The organism is Rahnella victoriana (genome assembly GCF_021276285.1).
GTDB classification, from domain to species: Bacteria; Pseudomonadota; Gammaproteobacteria; order Enterobacterales; family Enterobacteriaceae; genus Rahnella; species Rahnella victoriana.
In genome coordinates this window covers 2,577,556-2,594,046 of sequence record NZ_CP089919.1, presented here as the reverse complement: position 1 = coordinate 2,594,046, position 16,491 = coordinate 2,577,556, and the positions used below count along the sequence as shown (strand labels likewise).

Genomic DNA, 16,491 nt, shown 5'->3' with positions numbered 1-16,491 from the left:
CTTTCACCCGGGCGGGCAGTAACACATGAGGCGTTATGCCAGCCCGAGTACGCGTTTCACCGGTGCAAAACTCTGACGATGATGTGCGGTTGCGCCGAGACGGGCGAGGCTTTCGAGATGCACCGGCGTCGGATAACCTTTGTGCCTGGCAAATCCATATTCAGGGAACTGTAAATCCAGTTCAACCATTTCACGATCGCGGGTGACCTTCGCCAGAATAGATGCCGCACTGATTTCAGCCACTTTGCTGTCCCCTTTCACCACCGCCTGTGAGGCCATTGGCAGCTTCGGACAACGGTTACCGTCGATCAACACCATATCAGGCGTGATAGCCAAACCGGCAACGGCTCTCTGCATCGCCAGCATGGTGGCATGAAGAATATTCAGTTCATCGATTTCGTGCGGCTCAGCGCGCCCAAGGCTCCAGGCCAGCGCCTTCTCTTTAATTTCGATGTAGAGCGCCTCACGACGCTTTTCCGTCAGCTTCTTGGAATCCGCCAGCCCCAGGATCGGTCTTGCGGGATCAAGGATGACGGCAGCGGTGACCACGGCGCCCACCAACGGGCCACGCCCGACTTCATCCACGCCGGCGATACACACGGCCTGCGGATAGATAAATATATCGCTCATCGGTTTGCCAGCTCCATCACGGCCTGAGCAGCCTGTTCGTCTGCATCGCGGCGGATGCTTTCATGCAGCTCAAGGAAAGTCTCGCGCAGCGCCTGACTTTTCTCACCGCCGGCCAGTAAAGGCAGCAATGCCGCAGAGAGTTTGTCCGGCACGCATTCAGTCTGCAGGAGTTCGGTCACAATTTCCCGTCTTGCCAGCAAATTCGGCAAAGAAACATAGGGTGTTTTCACCAGACGCTCTGCCAGCCAGTAAGTGGCAGGCTTCATACGGTAACCGACAACCATCGGACATTTTGCCAGCATGCACTCCAGCGCAGCCGTGCCCGAAGCCAGCAGCGCGGCATCACTGGCGATCATCGCTTCGCGACCCTGGCCATCCAGCAAGTGGGCCGGTAAATCAGGGGCAATTTCCGCTTTAATACGCTCAAACTGCTCGCGGCGCTTGGCATTCACCAGTGGCACAACAATGTGCAAATCAGGATAGGTCTGCCGCAACAGCAACGCGGTTTTGAGGAAATCCGCACTGAGCATTTCAACTTCAGCATGACGGCTTCCCGGCAGTAACGCCAGACAGTGCACATCATCAGGAATATTGAGAGTCTGACGCGCAGCCTGTTTATCAGGATGCAACGGCATTGCATCAGCCATCGTGTGGCCAATGAAACGGCAGGGAACATTGAATTTGTCGTAAAACGCTTTTTCGAAAGGCAGAAATGCCAGAACCAGATCCGTGGCTTTCCCGATTTTGAAAACACGTTTTTGTCGCCAGGCCCAGACAGACGGGCTGACATAATGAATCGTGCGGATACCGCGCTGCTTTAAGCGCCCTTCCAGCGTAATGTTGAAATCAGGGGCATCGATGCCCACAAACACATCAGGCTGCAGTTCGCTAAAACGACGGGTCAGATCTTTGCGGATTTTCAACAGGCGTGGCAGCCGTTCTAACACTTCCACCACGCCCATCACCGCCAGTTCTTCCATTTCGTACCAGGCTTCGCATCCTTCCGCTTGCATCAGCGGACCTGCAACTCCGACAAAGCGGGCATCAGGATGATACTTTTTCAGCGCACGAATGAGACCCGCGCCAAGAATATCGCCGGATGTTTCACCGGCTACCAGACCAATTGTCAGAACAGGCTTTTGCATTGTTTTCCGTAGCGCAGATCAGCGAATAATGCCGCGTGTTGAGCGGGCAAAGAAATCGCTGAAGGGTTTAGCTTTCGGGAATTCAGCCGCGATAGCAGCGATTTCCGGTTGTGCTTCTTCCAGCGTTTTACCACTGCGATACAGCAACTTATAAGCATTGCGGATAGCGTGCAGATCGGCTTTTTCGAAACCACGACGTTTAAGCCCTTCGATATTGATACCGAATGGTGTCGCGTGGTTACCCTGCGCAATGACAAACGGAGGAACGTCCTGAGCCACGCCAGAACACCCGCCAACCATCACATGCGCGCCGATAATGCAGAACTGATGCACTGCGGTCATACCGCCAATGATCGCGAAATCATCGACTTCAACGTGGCCACCAAGGGTCGCGTTGTTCGCCAGAATACAGCGATTCCCAATGACACAATCATGAGCGATATGCGCGTTAACCATCAACAGGTTATCGCTGCCCACTTTTGTCAGACTACCGCCCTGAACGGTACCACGATGAATGGTGACGCTCTCACGAATATTGTTGCGATCGCCGACCTCAACGCGTGTTGGTTCACCGGCATATTTCAGATCCTGGTTAATTTCACCGATGGAAACGAACTGGAAAATGCGGTTATCGCGACCAATTTTGGTCACGCCATTAAGAACTACGTGTGATTTAAGCTCGGTACCTTCTCCGATTTCTACCTGGGAACCCACGTAGCAGAAAGGACCGATATGCACTCCGGCGCCGATTACGGCACCGTCTTCAACAATAGCGCTTGGATGAATAAAGGCGGTTTTGTCTATCATGTATTAGGACTCCCGGCGACGGGCGCACATCATTGATGCCTCACAAGCGATCTCACCATCGACTTTAGCGACACCTTTAAAACGAGCAACGCCACGACGCTCTTTAATGAATTCAACTTCCAGAACCATCTGGTCACCTGGCAAGACCGGACGTTTAAAGCGTGCATCGTCAATTGCTGCAAAGTAATACAATTCACCTGGCTCCAGTTTTCCTACGCTTTTGAACGCCAGAATGCCGGTGGCCTGCGCCATCGCTTCCAGAATCAAAACACCTGGGAAAATCGGTTTGCCCGGGAAGTGGCCCTGGAAGAACGGTTCGTTAAAAGAAACGTTTTTCACAGCGCGCAAAAATTTCCCTTTCTCAAAATCCAGCACGCGGTCAACCAGTAAGAACGGGTAACGGTGTGGCAGTAAATCCAGTATCTCTTCAATACGCAGAGTATGAGTGTCAGTAGTCAAAATACTCTTCCTGTCTATAAAAAACTGATGGCATCAATAACACGGCCTGCCAGACCCCAAAAGAAGGTCATCAGGCAGGCCGCAAATAGGAACGTATGTCGCAGGTTCACTCAACGAAGGGAACACAAAGCAGCACCGTAGGTGGTAATTAGTCTTTTTCGATTTTACGCTCGACAGCTTTCAAGCGCTTATTCATCTCGTCAATATTCATTACCAATGCAGCCGTCTTACGCCAAACTTTATTCGGTTGTAACGGGATACCGGAGGAGTATACCCCAGGTTCAGTGATTGGTCTCATTACCATTCCCATTCCTGTCACAACGGCCTGGTCACAAATCTCCATGTGACCATTGATAACACTGGCTCCGCCAATCTGGCAGTAACGACCGATTTTCAGACTACCGGCCATGATAACACCGCCCGCAACCGCCGTATTGTCTCCAATCACGACGTTGTGTGCAATCTGGCATTGGTTATCAATGATGACACCGTTACTGATGATCGTATCATCGAGTGCACCACGGTCGATGGTGGTACAGGCTCCGATCTCAACACGATCACCGATAATCACGGTGCCCAGCTGAGGGATCTTGATCCAGTTACCCCGATCGTTGGCATAGCCAAAACCATCAGCGCCGATCACTGTGCCGGACTGAATCAGACACATCTCACCGATTTCAACACGATGATAAATTGAAACATTGGCCCACAGACGCGTACCTGCGCCAATTTTCGCTTCTTTACCGATAAAGCAGCCGGCACCGATGACCACATTGTCACCTAATACCACGCCAGATTCGATGACTGCATTTGCGCCAACCGAGACATTCTTACCTAAAGAAGCACTGTCAGAGATCACCGCACTCGCAGCAATATCCTGTGCAGGTGCTGGTGTCGTATCCAGCAATTGCGCCATACGCGCATAGGTCAGGTAAGGGTTTTTAACCACTAATGCCGCTGTAGGGCAAAATGGCAGATCCGCTTCCGTCAACACTACGGCACCTGCGGTACAGGAGGCCAACTGTTCACGGTAACGGCTGTTTGATAAAAACGTGATTTGCTCAGAGTGTGCGGAATGCATTGAAGCAACGCCGGTGATGGCAATTTCGCCATCACCGTGCAATTGTGCATCCAACTGCTGTGCGAGATCAGCCAGTCGAATTGAAGACATGTTTATTTAACCTGTTTCAGCACATCAGCAGTAATATCTTTGTCATTGTCAGCATACGCGATGGCGTTTGCATCGATAACAACATCATAACCTTCTTTGCTGGCTACAGATTTCACAGCATCCTGAATACGGCTCAGGATTTTGTTACGTTCTTCAGCCTGACGACGACGGTTATCTTGCTCGAATTGTTGCGCTTTAGCTGAGAACGCTTCGCGTTGAGCCATTACGTCTTTTTCGAGTTTAGAACGATCGCTGGCTTTCATGGTTGAGCCATCACGTTGCAGACGTTGCATTTTGGTTTGCAGATCACGTTCCTGAGATTGCAAATCTGTTGCGCGGCTTTTGAACTCGTTTTCCAGCTGTTTTGCTACAGCTTCACGTGCAGGCATTTGTTGGAAAATGCTTGCTACGTTAACGATAGCAATTTTATCAGCAGCCTGAACGCTGGCTGAAGAAGCCATAACTAAACCGAGGCCTGCGGCATATAACCACTTTTTCACTATAAACTCCTTCCATCACCCGTTGTGCCATCTGGCACAGTAAATTACACAAAACACCGGACGCTAAAACAATACACGGGCCGAAACCCGTGTATCACTTTCAGCATCAGGCCATTGCGATTCTGCTGAACAAACTCTGTTCAGGCAGGACGTTACCAGGTTTTACCGATATTAAACTGGAACTGTTCTGCCTTGTCGCCTTCGTATTTCTTGATCGGTTGTGCGTAAGAGAAGACCAATGGCCCAAGTGGAGACATCCACTGCAACGCAAGACCTGAAGAAACACGAATGTTGCCTGGTTTACTGTAATCAGGAACGCCGGCCGCAATAGTTTGCGGGGTGTTTTCCCAACCGGTATCCCAGACGGTACCGCTGTCCACGAACAGGGAAGTACGCAAGGAGTTAGCGTATTTCTCGCTAACAAACGGAGTAGGAACGATCAGTTCCGCACTCAATACAGCCATTGCGTTACCACCGACTGCATCGTCCGAGTTATCAATCGGACAACCGCTGTACGAGGTATTAGCCGTAGTACATTTGTAATATGCCGCTTTTGGACCAATGGTGTTCGACTGGAAACCACGAACACTGCTTGAACCACCGGCATAGAAGTTATCGTAGAACGGCACTTCTTTGCCGCCGAGACCATCAGCGTAACCTGCACGCGCACGGCCCATCAGCACCCAATCACGATCCTGATTCAGTGGCAGATAACTGGTTGAATCAAAAGTGATTTTGTAATATTCGTTATCAGAGCCCGGAACAGTCACTTTACCGTTCAGGCTGGCTTTCGTCCCGGCTGTCGGGAAGTAGCCACGGTCGAGGTTGTTATAACCCCAGCCGATATTGGCGAAGAAGTCATTCGCACTGAAGTCAGCATCCGCGTTGTCACTGGTGGTCACCGCAGGTTTCAGGCCAACAGAGTTCAGATAACGGAACATGGCGATCTGAGGTTCCATATTGGACAGATCGTTATGTACGTAATCCAGACCCAGACGCAATGAGTTGTTCTCATTGATTGGGAAACCAAGGTTGCCGCCAATACCGTAACTTCTGTTGGTATAGTCAGACAGGTCCGCATCATCTGCTTTAAAGTCGTTATAGAAGATACGACCACCCAAACTTACGCCATCAACGGTGAAGTACGGGTCAGTGATAGTGAATTCGGCATACGTCTGGTAATCGTTCTTGGTACCGCTGATGCCGACGGAGTTACCCGTACCCAGCCAGTTGTCCTGCTGGACACCCACCTGGAAGCTGACACCACTTTCAGTACCGTAGCCCACACCAAAGTTGAAGCTACCGGTGTTACGTTCTTTCACTTTGTAGACAACATCAACCTGATCCGGTGAACCCGGAACGCGCTGCGTATCCACATCAACCGTTTCGAAGTAACCCAGACGGTTCAGACGTTCTTTACCTTTATCGACCAGATCGTTGCCTAACCAGGCACCTTCCATCTGACGCATTTCACGGCGCAGTACGCTGTCCTTACTGGTGTCATTCCCTTCAAAGCGGATATGACGCACGTAGAAACGGTTACCCGCATCCACGTTGATATGCAGTTTAACGGTTTTGTCTGCATCGTTAATTTCTGGCTGTGTCGTCACACGTGGATAGGCATAACCATAACGCCCCAACATCTGCTTGATGTCGTTTTCCATTTTGGTGACTTTGGCGCCGTTATACAGCTCGCCTTTATCAATTTTAGTCAGGCTTTGTACTTCTGCTGAGTGACCCGCCATGCTGCCGGTCACTTCAACGCCAGAAAGTTTGTATTGATCACCTTCTGTGATGTTCAGCGTGATGTAGATGCCTTTTTTGTCCGGCGTCAGGCTGACCTGCGTCGAATCAATATTGAAACGGGCATAACCGCGATCCAGATAGAAACTGCGCAGGGTTTCAAGGTCACCTGCCAGTTTTTGTTTCTGGTATTTACGGTCACCGACCACGTTCCACCATGGCACTTCATCACGCAGCTGGAAGCGTGAAATCAGGTCATCGGTCGTGAAGGCATGGTTACCAACAATGTTGATCTGCTGAATTTTTGCAGAAACACCCTCGGTGAAGACCAGCTTCAGGTCAACACGGTTACGTGGTAAAGGGGTCACAACCGCTTTTACCGACGCACTGTATTTACCGACGCTGTAGTAGAAGTCTTCAAGACCTTTTTCGATACTGCCGATGGTTGTACGGTCAAGGGCTTCGCCAACACGGACGCCAGAGGCTTCCAGGTTTTGTTTCAGCATGTCATCTTTCACCGATTTGTTACCGGAGAAAGTAATGCTGGCAATGGTTGGACGTTCTTTAACCTGAACAATCAGAGAATCACCATCACGCAGGACGCGAACGTCCTCAAAGTTGCCAGTGGCAAACAATGCACGAATGGTGTTACTGATATCATCTTCAGTAACCGTATCACCGACACGAACCGGCATATTGAGTAACGCCGCACCGACGGCAACTCGCTGCAGGCCTTCGAAATGAATATCTCTCACTACGAAACCGTCTGCACCGTATACGGTGGCGCTGCCAAACAGCAGCGACGCTATGAGCAACTTTTTGATCGCCATCGTTGTTATGCGTTCTTCCTAACCTAATCTCCGGCCTTAAAGACGGGAGAAATCATTGAAAAGTGCAAGCCCCATCAACAACACCAGCAAAACTGAACCAATGCGGTAACTGAAGTCCTGAACTCGCTCGGAAACTGGCCCACCCTTGAGCTTTTCTATTAAGAGAAACAGCAGGTGTCCACCATCTAATACCGGTAACGGGAAGAGGTTGATGATCCCCAGATTGACACTAATGAGTGCCAGGAACGTGAGGTAAGACACCAAACCATACTCAGCTGACATTCCTGCGCCCTGTGCGATGGAAATTGGGCCACTCAGATTGTTCAGCTTTACATCCCCGGTAATTAACTTACCCAGCATGCTCACGGTGAGTTTCATCAGTTGCCAGGTTTTATCCCCGGCCTCATAAAACGCCACGAACGGACCATACTGACGGATTGTTTTATATTCATCAGGCAGCGGTATCACCTTCGGTACCACACCAGCAAAACCCTGTATCTTGCCTTTGCCTGCGGACTTCGTGTCCGGCGTCAGTGTTAACGGGACAGGATTTCCCGCCCGCTCAACTTCCAGTGCAATTGGTTTGCCCGGATTGTCACGTACCTGTATGACAAACGACTGCCAATTTTCCAGAATCTGACCATCGACTTTAACGATCCTGTCTCCGGCTTGCAAACCCGCCTTTTGCGCGGCGGAATCTGGCTGCACTTCCTGCAGAACAGATTCTATCTGCGGCCCGCGGGGAATCATACCCAGAGAGACCACCGGATCCTGCTTTTCAGGATCAAACTGCCATTGACGCAAATCGAGCGTTTTCTCAGTCACCTGAGTCGAGCCAAATTGCGCCACTCCCACGGTCGTTTGATCATCGCCAATTTCGCCAACTAACGCCATACGAACTGAATCCCAATCAGGCGTTTCGATACCAGCAACAGACTTTAGTTCCATTCCTGGTGAAATATTGGATTGAGCAGCGATTGAATTTTCAGTGATATTTGCGATAACAGGACGCACGCTTGGCACGCCGATCACGAAGACCAGCCAGTATGCAAAAACGGCAAAAATGAAATTGGCAATTGGCCCGGCGCTGATGATAGCAGCACGTTGCCAGATTTTTTTGTTATTGAAAGATTGGTGACGAAATTCAGGGGCTACGGCCTCGACACGTTCGTCGAGCATTTTCACGTAGCCCCCGAGAGGAATGATAGCCAGAACATATTCCGTCCCCTGCCGGTCCGTACGACGCCACAGCGCACGCCCGAAACCGACAGAAAAACGTTCAACACGCACACCACAGCGACGAGCAACCCAGAAATGGCCGAACTCGTGCACGGTGATAAGCACCCCCAATGCGACGATAAAGGCGGCCAGGCTCCAGAGTATGTTCATCATATGTCTAACTATTCCTTAGAAACTTCACCGTCTGCGACGGATTAATACACTAACAGCATCAGACAGGCGAATACAGGGACCGCAGCCGTCAGGCTGTCTATACGGTCCAGGATCCCACCGTGGCCAGGGATCATATGACCACTGTCTTTGATGCCTGCCTCGCGTTTGAACATACTTTCCGTCAGGTCACCCAGCACTGAAGCCAGCGCCGCGACAACGGAACAAATCAATAAGGTGGCGGGTTGCACACTCAGCGGTGCGTAACGGCCAAACAACCAGGCGATCAGCGCCGAGGTCAGAAGCCCCCCGATCAGACCTTCCCAGGTTTTCCCCGGAGACACTTTCGGTGCCAGTTTATGCTTGCCGAACAGTTTACCAAACAGGTAAGCGCCGGAATCCGCACCCCAGACCAGTAGCATCACATATAACAACCACCATGCGCCAGTATGATGATTTTCGGTATAACCGTATTGGCGTAATGCGAGCATGCCCCAGAAAAACGGCACAATCGTCAGCACACCGAACAAGACGCGCAATACGCGGGACTCACGCCAGAACGCGGCGGAAGCGGGATAACCCACGACCAGCACCAGCGCCACGCACCACCAGGCAAGTGCCGCCCATAACGAGCCACCGACTTGCAACAAATGTACACTTTGCTGATAAGCGGGAATGCTCAGCATCATTGCCGCCAGCAGAAAACCACATAAAATCGCCAGCCAGATACGCTGATTACGTGTGGCGAGTCCGGCAAGTTGTCCCCACTCCCATGCCGCCAACATGCACACAACCAGTGTCACGATGGCAAAGCCGACCGGCGGCAGTAAAAAGAGTGCAGCAATAACAATCGGTATTAAAATCAGAGCTGTGATAATGCGATACTTCAGCAAATGTTCTCCCTAGGACGCATCAGCGCCGATAGGTGTAGTCCCCCCGAAGCGGCGCTCACGTTGTGCAAAAGCAGTCAGCGCACCTTCAAAGGTATTTTCATCAAAATCAGGCCAGAGGACATCGGTAAAATACAGTTCTGCATAGGCAATTTGCCATAACAGGAAGTTACTGATCCTATGTTCCCCACCGGTTCTGATCACCAAATCGACGGGTGCCAGTTCGCTCATACAGACCGCTGAATTCAGCAATTCTTCTGTAATTTGCTCTGCCCGCAGAGTACCGGCTTCGACCTGACCCGCCAGCGTCTTAACGCCTTGAATAATATCCCACCGGCCACCGTAATTTGCAGCGATGTTGAGCGTAAGACCGTCGTTATTTTGAGTAAGTGTTTCTGAACGACGAATGCGTTCCTGCAGACGAGCACTAAAACGGCTGACATCGCCAATGATCCGCAGCCTGACATTATGTTTGTGCAAGCTTTTGACTTCACTGTCCAGTGCACGGACGAACAGCTCCATCAATGCAGAGACTTCCTGAGCCGGACGATTCCAGTTTTCACTGCTAAAGGCATAAAGCGTGAGAGCATCTAAATGATGACTGGCAGCAAAACTGACCGCTTTGCGCACTGATTTCACTCCCGCTTTATGACCGAATACCCTCATTTTACCCTGACGTTTTGCCCAGCGTCCGTTACCGTCCATGATAATGGCAACATGGCGAGGTTGAGAACAACACATATCAGACATCTGTTGATTTTCGAGGGACATAACGCGTACTCATTTCCTTTTATCAGAACACAACGGCTTTCCAGCGTGCCTAACTCTTTCTGGCTTACGCCGTGACGGTTAGCTTGCGCTGCGCCTGTTTATCATGATGCGACTACACGCGCAAAAAAGCCGTGTCTCCCTTGCAGGCACGGCTTGCGCTGACAGCTCACCGATTCCACCTGTACTGTTCAGGCTGTGAAAAGCCGAATCTACTGTCAGTGTGGCGCAGACTATACCATTTCAATGTGATGCTAACAAACTGCTGCATAAGTACTAAAACAGCGTTATCACGCAAATGTACGAAGTTTTTCTCTTGCACTGGCACGCGCCTGTGTGTCGATCTCCAGCACTTCCTCAACGGAAGTGGGTTCAGCGCTGACTAACTCTTCCATTACCTGGCGGTTAACCGACGCGATATGCGTAAAGCGGATCTCGCCATTGAGGAAAGCCGCGACTGAAATTTCGTTAGCCGCATTGAGCGCCGTCGTGGCTGCCTGCCCGGTATTGCTGGCTTCAATGGCCAGTTGCAGGCACGGATAGCGGGCATAATCTGGCGCACTGAAGGTCATTGCGCCCATGTTACAAAAGTCCAGCGCGTCGACGTCGGTTTTCACTCTTTGCGGGTAAGCCATTGCATGCGCAATCGGCGTGCGCATATCTGGGGAACCCAGCTGAGCAAGCACACTTCCGTCGCAATATCGCACCATAGAATGGATCACCGACTGAGGGTGGATAATGACTTCCATTTCCGCTGCCGATGCATTGAACAACCAGCGCGCCTCAATGTACTCCAGCCCTTTATTCATCATGGTCGCCGAATCGACGGAGATTTTCCGTCCCATCGACCAGTTCGGATGTGCACAGGCCTGATCAGGCGTGACGTCGCTGAACCTGTCGAGCGGTAATTCACGGAAAGGCCCGCCGGAGCCGGTTAACACGATACGGGAAATCCCATGCTCTTTGAGTGAAGCATATCCCAGCTGTTTCTGAACGGATTCAGGCAAACTCTGGAAAATCGCATTATGTTCGCTGTCGATAGGCAGAAGCTGAGACTGGCTTTGACGAACGGCATCCATAAAGATACGGCCGCAGGTCACCAGCGATTCTTTGTTCGCCAGCAGTACCTGTTTGCCTGCACGAACCGCAGCCAGCGTCGGTAACAATCCCGCAGCGCCAACAATGGCTGACATCACCTGATCCACATCATCAAGGGCAGACAGTTCCATCGCCGCGTCGGGCCCGGACAGAACTTCAGTGCGGCTTCCCTGTTCGGTCAGGATTGCCCGCAACAGGCGGGCGGAGGATTCATCTGCCATGCAGGCATACGCAGGGCGGAACTCAAGACACTGTTGCGCCATAACGTCAACATTGCATCCTGCAACCAGTGCTTTAACAGAGAAATCGTCAGGATTAGACCGGACAACGGAAAGCGTGCTGGTGCCGACAGACCCTGTCGAACCAAGAATAGTCATTTGTTTCATGAAAATGCCCGGGATAGCGCTCGTAAATTCGGAAAGTGCACAGTCTGAAACCTCTTATCTGGCTTGTCTATGAGATTGTGCGAACCGGTAAAAAATTAAATCTCCTTAAAAACAAAGCGCCGCAATTGCGGCGCTTTGGCAGAGATTCAGGCCGGATTAAAACTCCATTAACTCGGCTTCTTTCTCACTCAGAGCAACGTCGATTTTCTTGATGAAGATGTCAGTCAGCTTCTGGATGTCGTCCTGAGAACGACGATCTTCGTCTTCGCTGATTTCTTTATCTTTCAACAGTGCTTTGGTTTTGTCGTTCGCATCGCGGCGGACGTTACGCACAGAGACACGACCCTGCTCTGCTTCGCCACGAACGACTTTGATCAGGTCTTTACGACGTTCTTCGGTCAGTGCTGGCAATGGAACACGGATCGTTGCGCCGGCTGAAGAGGGGTTCAGACCCAAATCAGAAGTCATGATCGCTTTTTCAACGGCTGCGCTGATAGAACGGTCGAATACGGAGATGGCCAGAGTACGGGAATCTTCTACCGTGACCTGCGCCAGCTGACGCAAAGGCGTGGCTGAACCGTAGTATTCCACCATGATGCCATCCAGAATGCCTGGTGAAGCACGGCCGGTGCGGATTTTGCTGATATGCGTTTTGAATGATTCGACGCATTTTTCCATACGAATTTCAGCGTCTTTTTTGATTTCGTTAATCACGTTGTTAACCTTTGAAAGCGGGTTACCTGGCAGACCATAACATCAGTATAGTCCGTGAATACTCGTGCCAGCAGAGGCTGGCTGAACGCAATGTTCAATTGTGAAGGATCACTCCGCTTTAGAAATCAGCGTCCCTTCATTTTCACCCATCACCACGCGACGCAGTGCGCCAGGCTTATTCATGTTGAAAACACGAATTGGCAGATTGTGATCGCGGGCCAAGGTAAAGGCCGCCAGATCCATCACTTTCAATTCCTGTTCCAGCACTTCCTGATAGGTCAGTCTTTCATACAGCGTCGCTTCCGGATTTTTCACCGGATCAGCAGAATAAACGCCGTCAACTTTGGTGGCTTTTAATACCACATCAGCTTCGATTTCGATACCACGCAGGCACGCTGCAGAGTCAGTGGTAAAGAAAGGATTGCCGGTACCGGCGGAGAAAATCACCACACGGTTATGACGCAGCAAGCTGATGGCTTCCGCCCAGCTGTAATTATCACAAACACCGTTCAGAGGAATTGCAGACATCAGGCGTGCGTTAACATACGCACGGTGTAATGCATCGCGCATTGCCAGGCCGTTCATGACAGTCGCCAGCATACCCATATGGTCGCCTACAACACGATTCATGCCCGCCTGTGCGAGGCCAGCGCCACGGAACAGGTTACCGCCGCCGATCACAACGCCTACCTGAATGCCGAGTTCGACCAGCTCTTTCACTTCCTGAGCCATACGATCTAATACACTCGCGTCGATACCAAAACCTTCACTACCCTGCAGGGCTTCGCCACTGAGTTTGAGCAGGATACGTTGATAAACGGGTTTCGCATTGGTAGCCATGGTGTCTGTCCTAGAAGCAATGTGTCTTAATGGATAGTCGGTCTTTACATCATAGCGCGGTCTGAATGACGATACGTACAATGTAATAGGAATATGGGGCTGGATAAAACGGAACCGCCCTTTCGCAGCGGTTCCATTTTGGGTGTATCAGGTACTGATTAAGACTTGTTGGTCATTGCTGCAACTTCAGCAGCAAAGTCAGTCTCAACTTTCTCGATACCTTCGCCCACTTCAAAGCGGATGAAGTTAGTCACGTCAGCGTTGTGCTCTTTCAGAACCTGGCCCACAGATTTGCTTGGGTCGATAACGAAAGGCTGACCAGTCAGAGAAACTTCGCCGGTGAATTTCTTCATGCGGCCTTCAACCATTTTCTCTGCGATTTCTTTTGGCTTGCCAGATTGCATCGCGATGTCCAGCTGAACCTGGTACTCTTTTTCGACTACGTCAGCAGACACATCTTCAGGCTTAACGAATTCTGGTTTGCTTGCTGCAACGTGCATCGCAACTTGTTTAACCAGTTCTTCATCAGCGCCGGTAGCAGCAATCAGAACACCGATACGTGCGCCGTGCAGGTAGCTACCCAGTACATCGCCTTCCAGGATCGCAACGCGACGGATGTTGATGTTCTCACCGATTTTAGCAACCAGCTGAATACGCTCTTCTTCGAACTGAGCTTTCAGGACTTCAACATCAGTCACTTTGCCTGCAACAGCAGCGTCCAGCACTTTGTCAGCGAATGCCTGGAAACCACCATCTTTAGCCACGAAGTCAGTCTGGCAGTTAACTTCCAGAATCACGCCGAAGTTGCCTTCGATTTTGGTTTTGATCACGCCGTCAGCAGCAACGTTGCCTGCTTTTTTCGCAGCTTTGATCGCGCCAGATTTACGCATGTTTTCGATTGCCAGCTCGATGTCGCCATTTGCTTCAACCAGAGCTTTCTTACAATCCATCATGCCCGCGCCAGTACGTTCGCGCAGTTCTTTTACCAGGGCAGCGGTAATATCAGCCATTGTATTTTCCTCGATTATCTCAGGGCAAAAAAGTATTTTGCGGTGAGATATTTCTCGCATTTAAGATAAGCAAAGGGGGCCAATAAAGGCCCCCTAACCAACATATTTCAATACCTGGTTAATAAGGGCTCTGCTGAGCTTGCCTTATTATTCAGCTTCTACGAAGCTTTCTTCTGCCTGAACAGCCAGATCTTGCGAACGGCCTTCACGGACAGTGGCAGCAACAGCGCTCAGGTACAGATTTACTGCACGGATTGCGTCATCGTTACCAGGGATAACAAAGTCAACGCCATCCGGATCGGAGTTGGTATCAACAATGGAGAATACCGGGATACCCAGGTTGTTAGCTTCTTTGATTGCGATGTGTTCGTGATCAGCGTCGATAACGAACAGAGCATCAGGAAGACCACCCATATCCTTGATACCACCCAGGCTGTTTTCCAGCTTAGCCAGTTCGCGAGTACGCATCAGCGCCTCTTTCTTGGTCAGCTTCTCGAAAGTGCCGTCCTGAGACTGAACTTCCAGATCTTTCAAACGTTTGATGGACTGACGAACGGTTTTCCAGTTAGTCAGCATGCCGCCCAACCAGCGATGGTTCACGAAGAACTGGTCGCAGTTGTGTGCAGCTTCTTTTACCGCTTCGCTTGCTGCGCGTTTAGTACCAACGAACAGGATCTTACCTTTACGGGAGGAGATCTTCTGCAACTCAGCCAGAGCTTCGTTGAACATTGGAACAGTTTTCTCAAGGTTGATGATGTGAACCTTGTTACGAGCGCCGAAGATGAATGGCTTCATTTTCGGGTTCCAGTAACGGGTTTGGTGACCGAAGTGAACACCGGCCTTGAGCATGTCGCGCATGGAAACAGTTGCCATGATAAAACCTCTATTAAGTAGTTGGGGTTATGCCTCCACGTATCCCATACAACCGACCCTGTAGAACGAATTCCCAGGGCACCCCGGCGTATGTGTCGATACGTGTGTGTTATTACTTACGTTAATAAGTACACAATGAGTGATTTTGGCTTTAATCCCTCAGCGTCGTAAGACTCAGAGCGGATTGCCGGCGCGCTTTATACCATAAATAACGGCCCGGCAGCAACTTTTGTTCACCGGATTGCTCTCCGGGAAATGATAGTTTGGCAGCAAATATCAGGGCTGATACCATAAGCCACAGCTAATTATTGACGACATCGGTGTAGAAATAAAGCACACCTGATGCACAGAACCTGCAGGACAACACATGGCTATTTCAATCAAAACCCCTGAAGATATCGAAAAAATGCGCGTGGCGGGCCGTCTGGCCGCGGAAGTGCTGGAAATTATTGAGCCTTTCGTCAAGCCGGGCGTCAGCACCGGCGAGCTGGATCGCATTTGTGCCGATCATATCGTGAACAAACAACACGCGGTTTCTGCCTGTCTGGATTACCACGGTTTCCCGAAATCCGTGTGTATCTCCGTTAACGAAGTGGTGTGCCACGGCATTCCGAGCGAAGATAAAATCCTTAAAGATGGCGATATTGTCAACATTGACGTGACCGTCATTAAAGACGGTTTCCACGGTGACACTTCAAAAATGTTCATCGCGGGTAAACCCACAATCCTTGGCGAACGCCTGTGCCGCATCACCCAGGAAAGCCTGTATATCGCGCTGCGCATGATCAAGCCGGGTATCCGCCTGCGCACGCTGGGTAAAGAGATCCAGAAGTTCGTGGAAGCCGAGAAATTCTCGGTGGTACGCGAATATTGCGGTCATGGCATCGGTGAAGGTTTCCACGAAGAACCTCAGGTTCTGCATTACGATGCGGATGACGGCGGCGTGGTGTTGCAGGCGGGGATGGCGTTCACGGTTGAACCTATGGTCAACGCGGGCGATTACCGTATCCGCACCATGAAAGACGGCTGGACAGTAAAAACTAAAGATCGCAGCTTGTCGGCTCAGTACGAGCATACTATTGTGGTGACAGATAACGGTTGTGAAATTATGACGCTGCGTAAGGATGACACCATCCCGGCTATTCTGACGCACGACTAACAGTCACCCGCTCTGCGGAGAGGGTATAAATCTGTGAATCAAACCGGCGAAAGCCGGTTTTTTTATCTTTCACGTTTAT

At 50.8% G+C, this 16,491-nt stretch carries 16 protein-coding genes; 1 reads left to right on the top strand and 15 read right to left on the bottom strand.

Annotation, left to right across the window (positions count from 1 at the left end; genetic code table 11):
• Positions 1–33 precede the first annotated feature (33 nt).
• From rnhB to rpsB, 15 genes are all read right to left on the bottom strand, one after another.
• A complete protein-coding gene (rnhB, locus tag J9880_RS12015) occupies positions 34–630 on the bottom strand; it encodes a ribonuclease HII (RefSeq protein WP_119822817.1) in 597 nt (198 codons plus the stop codon).
• Positions 627–1,775, bottom strand: a complete 1,149-nt coding sequence (lpxB, locus tag J9880_RS12010; RefSeq protein ID WP_131693849.1) for a lipid-A-disaccharide synthase — start codon at positions 1,773–1,775, stop codon at positions 627–629. Before lpxB ends, rnhB begins: the two co-directional genes overlap by 4 nt.
• Before the next feature lie 18 nt (positions 1,776–1,793).
• A complete protein-coding gene (lpxA, locus tag J9880_RS12005; protein WP_095923206.1) occupies positions 1,794–2,582 on the bottom strand; it encodes an acyl-ACP--UDP-N-acetylglucosamine O-acyltransferase in 789 nt (262 codons plus the stop codon).
• 3 nt (positions 2,583–2,585) lie between these two features.
• A complete protein-coding gene (fabZ, locus tag J9880_RS12000) occupies positions 2,586–3,041 on the bottom strand; it encodes a 3-hydroxyacyl-ACP dehydratase FabZ (protein ID WP_095923207.1) in 456 nt (151 codons plus the stop codon).
• A 148-nt stretch (positions 3,042–3,189) separates the two neighbouring features.
• The gene (lpxD, locus tag J9880_RS11995; RefSeq protein WP_095923208.1) at positions 3,190–4,212 is read right to left on the bottom strand and encodes a UDP-3-O-(3-hydroxymyristoyl)glucosamine N-acyltransferase; all 1,023 of its coding nucleotides are present in this window, start codon (positions 4,210–4,212) and stop codon (positions 3,190–3,192) included.
• Between the two features lie 2 nt (positions 4,213–4,214).
• Entirely contained in the window at positions 4,215–4,712 is a 498-nt protein-coding gene (gene skp, locus J9880_RS11990; RefSeq protein ID WP_095923209.1) for a molecular chaperone Skp, read from the bottom strand.
• 152 nt (positions 4,713–4,864) lie between these two features.
• Positions 4,865–7,285, bottom strand: a complete 2,421-nt coding sequence (gene bamA, locus J9880_RS11985; RefSeq protein ID WP_095923210.1) for an outer membrane protein assembly factor BamA — start codon at positions 7,283–7,285, stop codon at positions 4,865–4,867.
• A 36-nt stretch (positions 7,286–7,321) separates the two neighbouring features.
• Positions 7,322–8,677: a sigma E protease regulator RseP gene (rseP, locus tag J9880_RS11980; RefSeq protein WP_095923211.1), complete on the bottom strand. Its 1,356-nt coding sequence runs from the start codon at positions 8,675–8,677 to the stop codon at positions 7,322–7,324.
• 41 nt (positions 8,678–8,718) lie between these two features.
• On the bottom strand, positions 8,719–9,567 hold the full coding sequence (cdsA, locus tag J9880_RS11975; RefSeq protein ID WP_095923212.1) for a phosphatidate cytidylyltransferase: 849 nt from the start codon (positions 9,565–9,567) through the stop codon (positions 8,719–8,721).
• Between the two features lie 9 nt (positions 9,568–9,576).
• Entirely contained in the window at positions 9,577–10,335 is a 759-nt protein-coding gene (gene ispU, locus J9880_RS11970) for a (2E,6E)-farnesyl-diphosphate-specific ditrans,polycis-undecaprenyl-diphosphate synthase (protein ID WP_095923213.1), read from the bottom strand.
• Between the two features lie 287 nt (positions 10,336–10,622).
• Positions 10,623–11,816, bottom strand: a complete 1,194-nt coding sequence (gene ispC, locus J9880_RS11965) for a 1-deoxy-D-xylulose-5-phosphate reductoisomerase (RefSeq protein WP_119822820.1) — start codon at positions 11,814–11,816, stop codon at positions 10,623–10,625.
• Between the two features lie 156 nt (positions 11,817–11,972).
• Positions 11,973–12,530, bottom strand: a complete 558-nt coding sequence (frr, locus tag J9880_RS11960) for a ribosome recycling factor (protein ID WP_013574196.1) — start codon at positions 12,528–12,530, stop codon at positions 11,973–11,975.
• A 108-nt stretch (positions 12,531–12,638) separates the two neighbouring features.
• Positions 12,639–13,370, bottom strand: a complete 732-nt coding sequence (gene pyrH / locus J9880_RS11955) for a UMP kinase (RefSeq protein WP_095923215.1) — start codon at positions 13,368–13,370, stop codon at positions 12,639–12,641.
• A 158-nt stretch (positions 13,371–13,528) separates the two neighbouring features.
• Positions 13,529–14,380 carry a translation elongation factor Ts gene (gene tsf, locus J9880_RS11950; RefSeq protein WP_095923216.1) on the bottom strand — a complete coding sequence of 284 codons (852 nt, stop codon included), beginning with the start codon at positions 14,378–14,380 and terminating at the stop codon, positions 13,529–13,531.
• Between the two features lie 147 nt (positions 14,381–14,527).
• Entirely contained in the window at positions 14,528–15,253 is a 726-nt protein-coding gene (rpsB, locus tag J9880_RS11945; RefSeq protein WP_095923217.1) for a 30S ribosomal protein S2, read from the bottom strand.
• Between the two features lie 367 nt (positions 15,254–15,620).
• Between rpsB and map the strand changes: the two genes are divergently transcribed.
• Positions 15,621–16,412: a type I methionyl aminopeptidase gene (gene map, locus J9880_RS11940; RefSeq protein ID WP_232769377.1), complete on the top strand. Its 792-nt coding sequence runs from the start codon at positions 15,621–15,623 to the stop codon at positions 16,410–16,412.
• Positions 16,413–16,491 lie beyond the last annotated feature (79 nt).